Consider the following 4223-nt stretch of genomic DNA (forward strand, 5'->3'; position numbering starts at 1 on the left):
GTGCCCTGCCGCCGCCCTCGGGTACCGCAGTCGGCGCGTGCTGCATGGTCGCCACACCACCCGCCCCGGCCTCGTTCCCGCCCTTGCGCCCGTGCTGGCAGTCGGTCTGGCTATACACATACAAAATCGCCGGGACCAAACGGTCCCGGCGATTCACCGTCGGGGTGGCGGGATTTGAACCCACGGCCTCTTCGTCCCGAACGAAGCGCGCTACCAAGCTGCGCCACACCCCGGTGCCCAATGAGTATAGCCATACCTCGTCGGAAAACCCAAACCGAGATCGGCGGACAATGGGAAGTGTGTGCCACGCCGCAAAGATGAGTGTGCGGTGAGTGGCCCACACTGAGCCTCAGCTACGCGGGATGCACGTGGATGAGGGAGGCCTCGGGTCGCGTTGCGATGCGCACCTTGGCGTGGGGTGACGTGCCCAGACCAGCCGAGACGTGCAGCCATGCCTGGGAGCCGTCGGGTGCCTCCCAACGATTCAGACCCTTGGCGTAGTGACGTGCGATGTCGCAATTCGTAATGATCGCCCCCATGCCAGGGATGCCGATCTGACCACCGTGCGTGTGACCGGCCAGGATCAGGTCGGCCCCCTCACTGGTGAGCGCAGACACGACGCGCGTGTAGGGCGCGTGCGTAATGCCCAGGCGTAGCGCCCTGGGTTCTTCCCACGACGAGGCTGGGGCTACCATGCGGTCCCGGAAAATGTGGGCGTCGTCGGTCCCCAGGAGTGAGACGGTCCCGCCGGACAGTGACAGCGTGCCCGACGCGTTGGATAGATCGACCCATCCGGCGTCGCGCATCTGGCGAACCATCGGCAGGTAGGGCAGGTCCGGGACGACGCGTGCGGGAGGCGGCGTGGAACGCATCAGGTAGCGCGTCCAGGGCTTGGGGATCGGCGAATAGTAGTCGTTTGACCCCAGGACGAAGGCACCCGGATACGACAGGAACGGCCGGTAGGCGTCCATCACCATGTCGAAAGCATCAAGCGACCCGAAGTTGTCGCCCGTCGCCACGACCATGTCGAAGCGCTCGGAGGAGGCGACATTGGAGAGGAAGTGGAGCAGGAACTCCTGCCCGGCGAAGAGATGGAGGTCAGCGATCTGGAGAATCGTCACCTCGGGGACGTCGCGCTCGATGGGCACATCGTAGCGGCGCAGGGTGGGCATAGTTCGCTCAATTGAACCCCATGCCAGCGCGGCACCACCCGCCGCGATCCCGGCGAGTCCGAGCCCCCCGATGACGGCACCTGCAGTGCGCAGGACCCCAAGGCCTCGTCGGGAGAACGAGGCAGCGTTATCGGTCAGTGTCGGTGTCATATCAGTTGCTGCTGGTCGGAGCCGGGGTTGGGTTCGAGCGACTCGTGGATGAGCCAATGTTCGCGCTGGACACGTTCTCAACGGGCGTTCCGGCGAGGATTTGCGTCATGTAGGGTGCCCAGATGTTCTGGCCGACGAAGGTCTCACCGTAGATCTCACCGTAGTACTTGCCGTTGATGGTCACGGAACCGACTTCCTGCGAGGAGTTCGCGCCGTGGCCCACCCACGCGGACGTGACGACGGAGGGGGTGAAGCCCGTCAGCCAGGTGTTTGCGTGGCCGTCGGTCGTACCCGACTTGGCGGCGAAGGGGCGGCCGTCGCCCAGACGCGTCGACGTGTAGTACTGGCCGGCGGAGGCAGTCAGCAGGGCAGCCGTCTTGTTGGCGACGTCGGCGGAGATGACCTCCTTGCAGTCCGCGGAGAACTCCTTGAGGACGTTCTCGTCACGGTCGGTTACCGACTCGATGGACTGCGGCGTGCACTGCTGGCCGGAGTTCGCAATGGCTCCGAACACGGAGGCCATCTGCAGCGGGGAGGAGGACACAGAACCCAGGATATTTGCGGGGAAGGGTGAAGGGACCTCGCCGTCCTCGGTAATGCCCATGTTATAGGCCGTGTCGAAGATCGCGCAGAAGTCCACGCGTGAGGCCATGTTGACGAACGCCTGGTTGACCGACTGGCCGGTCGCGCGCACGACATTCATGGTGCCGGTCTTGCCCGCGAGGTCGTTGACCTGGTAGCCGTCAGTGTAGATGGCGCGACCACCGCACTTGAAGGATCCGTTGCCGTAGAACGTGTTGTTGGAGCCGACCGTCTCGTAGGCGGAGTGCCCCTCCTTGAACCACTCGAGCAGAGTGAAGACCTTGAACGTTGAGCCGACCTGGAAGTTTCCATCGGCCGAGTAGTTCGACATGGTTTCGCCGCTCTCAATGCCGTACGTCGTGTTCTGGGCCATGGCCAGGACGCGGCCCGAGCGTGGGTCGAGAGAGACAAGCGCATCGTTAAGGCCGGAGGCATCGCCGACGGGAATTGTGTGTGTCAGCGAGGAGAAGGCGGCGTTTTGCATCGTGGGATCCATCGTGGTGCGGATCGTGATGCCCTGGGTCTTGAGCATGCGCTCGCGCTCGGTGCGGGTCTCACCGAAGGTGGGGTCCTCCAGGAACTGAGCCAAGACGTAGTCGCAGAAGTAGGCCTTGGAGGATTCCGCGCCGGAGCAACCTTCCGAGGAAACGGTCGGGTGCAGCATCGAGTCGATGGTCGTGTCGATGCCCTTGTCGTACTCTTCCTGCGTGATGACGTTCTGCTCGAGCATAGCGGCTAGGACCGTGTTGCGGCGTTCCTTAGCGGCATCCGGGTGAACGAGGGGATCGTACTGGACGGGGGACTGCACGAGGCCAGCCAGGAGGGCGGACTCGAGGTAGTTCAATTCGGAGGCGGACTTCGAGAAGTAGCGCTGCGAGGCGGCCTCAACGCCGTAGGTAATGGGGCCGAAGGGCGCGATGTTCAGGTAGCCGGTGAGGATCTCATCTTTCGACTGGGTCTTCTCCAGTGCCAGCGCGTACTTGATTTCGCGGAGCTTACGCTCGGTGGTCTGCTCGGTAGCGGCGCTGACCTGATCGGCGTCGCCCTCGAGATAGCCGCGCTCAGCCAGCGAGTTGCGCACGTACTGCTGGGTGATCGTGGAGGCACCCTGACGGCCGGAGTCGCCCAGGTTCGTCACGAACGCGCGGGCGATACCGGTGGCGTCCACGCCGTTGTGCTCGTAGAAGCGCTTATCCTCGATCGCGATAATCGCCTTCTTCATGACGTCAGAAATGTTCGCGCTGGGAACGACGATGCGCTGCTTGTCGTAGAAGTGCGCAATCACCGCGCCCGACGAGTCGAGGATTTGTGATTCCTCAGCCGGGGCGACAGTCTGCAGGTCGCCCGGCAGCTCGTTGAACACCGAGGGAGCGGACTTCGCGACAAGCGCGGTGGGTCCCGCGATGGGGACGAGCATGCCTGCTCCGACGACACCCATCAGAGCTGAAACGCTCAGGAACGCCAAGAGGAGGGCGAACAGCTGGGTTGGCCGGACAGCGCGGGAATGAGAGTGCGACATGTTCCTAGCTTACGTGCCGCCTGGCTCATCTGACACCTCGCGAGGCGTGACAATCGCCTGATCGTGCATGCGCTGGCGCACTAATAGCAAGTCGCACCGTTTGCACCCACAATGGTATGTGTGTATGGTCACATGTAGGACTCGGAGTAGAGTGAGGTGGAGATCGACGATGTCAGCTCACGGCGACGACCAGAGTTGGGTCGCACGCGCACTGTGCGCGTCTACTGAGCCGGACGCGCTCTTCGTGCAGGGTGCATCGCAGCGCCAGATTCGCTTGCGCTGCTACGAGTGCGAGGTTCGTATCGAGTGCCTGGCGGATGCCCTGCAATCCGAGGCCAACTACGGCGTGTGGGGTGGCCTGACAGAGCGGGAGCGTCGCGCGATTCTGCGCCATTATCCGCATGCGGAGGATTGGCTGGAGTGGTTGCGTTCCTCGGATGACTCGCTTGCCAGGGAGTTGCGCAGTCCGCATGTGCCTCGGGTTTTGTCCTACGTTCGCCCCCAGATGGCAGGTAGGATGAACTCATGACTAAATGGGAATACGCCACGATTCCGCTGCTCACGCATGCGACGAAAGCCATCCTCGATCAGTGGGGAGCCGACGGGTGGGAACTCGTCCAGGTCATCCCGGGACCGACGGGTGCCGAGAATCTGGTCGCCTACCTCAAGCGTCCGATTGAGGGCTGAGCGAGCGATCCAGAACTGACCGATGCGTCGGTGATCATGGACGAGGCCGTGGCAGGCGTCGCGCATTCAGGTGCGTGAGTGGCCGCGGCCTTTTCCGTATCCTGAGACGCGAG

General features: G+C 63.3%; 5 protein-coding genes and 1 tRNA gene. 2 read left to right on the top strand and 4 right to left on the bottom strand.

Features of this window, described 5'->3' with window-relative positions:
• The 4 genes from HMPREF1136_RS11175 to HMPREF1136_RS04415 all read right to left on the bottom strand — a co-directional run.
• The coding region (locus tag HMPREF1136_RS11175) for a hypothetical protein (RefSeq protein WP_232204174.1) at nt 1–184 on the bottom strand (184 nt) is incomplete at its 3' end.
• Nucleotides 160–233, bottom strand: a tRNA-Pro gene (locus HMPREF1136_RS04405). The genes HMPREF1136_RS11175 and HMPREF1136_RS04405, both read right to left, overlap by 25 nt.
• 120 nt (nt 234–353) lie before the next feature.
• Nucleotides 354–1322 (bottom strand): metallophosphoesterase, encoded by a 969-nt coding sequence (locus tag HMPREF1136_RS04410; RefSeq protein ID WP_034504887.1) that lies wholly within the window; start codon nt 1320–1322, stop codon nt 354–356.
• Between the two features lies 1 nt (nt 1323).
• Nucleotides 1324–3423, bottom strand: coding sequence for a transglycosylase domain-containing protein (locus HMPREF1136_RS04415; RefSeq protein ID WP_034504889.1), 2100 nt, complete (start codon nt 3421–3423; stop codon nt 1324–1326).
• Nucleotides 3424–3592: 169 nt separating this feature from the next.
• Here HMPREF1136_RS04415 and HMPREF1136_RS04420 point away from each other — a divergent pair, with 169 nt between their 5' ends.
• Together HMPREF1136_RS04420 and HMPREF1136_RS10615 are read left to right on the top strand one after the other, a co-directional pair.
• Nucleotides 3593–3952 carry a WhiB family transcriptional regulator gene (locus tag HMPREF1136_RS04420; protein ID WP_009648129.1) on the top strand — a complete coding sequence of 120 codons (360 nt, stop codon included), beginning with the start codon at nt 3593–3595 and terminating at the stop codon, nt 3950–3952.
• Nucleotides 3949–4110, top strand: a complete 162-nt coding sequence (locus tag HMPREF1136_RS10615) for a DUF4177 domain-containing protein (RefSeq protein WP_009648127.1) — start codon at nt 3949–3951, stop codon at nt 4108–4110. The genes HMPREF1136_RS04420 and HMPREF1136_RS10615 overlap by 4 nt, the downstream gene beginning before the upstream one ends.
• Nucleotides 4111–4223: the final 113 nt, after the last annotated feature.

Origin of the sequence: Actinomyces sp. ICM47, from assembly GCF_000278725.1 — a bacterium.
Lineage (GTDB): Bacteria > Actinomycetota > Actinomycetes > Actinomycetales > Actinomycetaceae > Pauljensenia.